The 925-nt window shown below is 75.9% G+C and carries 1 protein-coding gene; it reads right to left on the bottom strand.

The genetic code is table 11. From position 1 onward, the window contains the following. Positions 1–117: 117 nt before the first annotated feature. Positions 118–925, bottom strand: an 808-nt coding sequence (locus B4M60_RS01040; protein WP_291079505.1) for an MCE family protein, incomplete at its 5' end; no start/stop codon positions are given.

Below are 925 nucleotides of genomic sequence, written 5' to 3'. Positions count from 1 at the left end.
CCCGGGCGCCCCAGCCGATCGGCACCCGCAGCGTGTTGACCACGAGGACCGTGCACAACACCCCGAGCAGGCAGTAGGCGAAGAGCGCGAGGGCCGGCCGCAGGCCACGACGACTGGTCATCGGATCGTCACCTCGGTACCGCGCACGAGCGGGCCGAGCATGGTCCAGGCCGCGGTGTCGGGCCCGGCCGCGGGGTCGGCGGGCGGCGGCACCGGTGACCCGGGTTCCCCCGCGGCGGCGGCCTGGAGTTGCAGGATCACCTCCCGCTCGGACGCGGCGGCGACGGTGAGCCCGGCGTCGCGGTCGGGGGCGGGGGCGCCCGAGCAGGTGGACCCCGCCAGATCGGGGTAACGGGGGCAGTCCTGCGGGCCGTAGGGCATCGGGTCGGCGAACGAGGGCACCGCGGTGATGGCGAACCGCCCGGTGGAGAAGGCCGCCGCCCCGGCCTCGCCCATGGGGCGCATGGCGTAGAGGGTCCGGATGACCCCGTGGGGGTTCCGGGCGGTGCGGTCGAACACCACCCCCGTGTCGTGGACCACCCGGATCGCCCCGTCGACGGTGCGGTCGGCCATGACCGCCCCGGACCCGGTCACCGCCAGCCCCGCGTCCAGGAGCCGGCCGAGCGAGTCCGGCCGGTCGAGGACGATCTGCGACAGCCGCGTGGCCTCCTGCAGGGTCTCGAGGATCTCCGGGGTCGCCTCGGCGAGGTCCGCGGCGAGGTAGGCGATGCCGGCGGAGGCGTCGGCGGTGTCCTCGAGCGCGGGCGAGAGGTGCCGGCCCGCCCGGTCCGCGTCCTCGATCACCCGGCCCAGCGTCCCGCCCCGGCCGTCGAGGGCGCGATCCAGCGCGGTGAGCGTGACCTGCAGCCGATCGGGTTCGATCGACACGAGCAGGTCGCTGGCGCGGGTGAACACGTCGTAGAGC

Source organism: Dietzia sp. UBA5065 (assembly GCA_002415925.1).
Classification (GTDB): Bacteria; Actinomycetota; Actinomycetes; order Mycobacteriales; family Mycobacteriaceae; genus Dietzia.
This window is presented reverse-complemented; position numbering and strand designations above follow the sequence as displayed.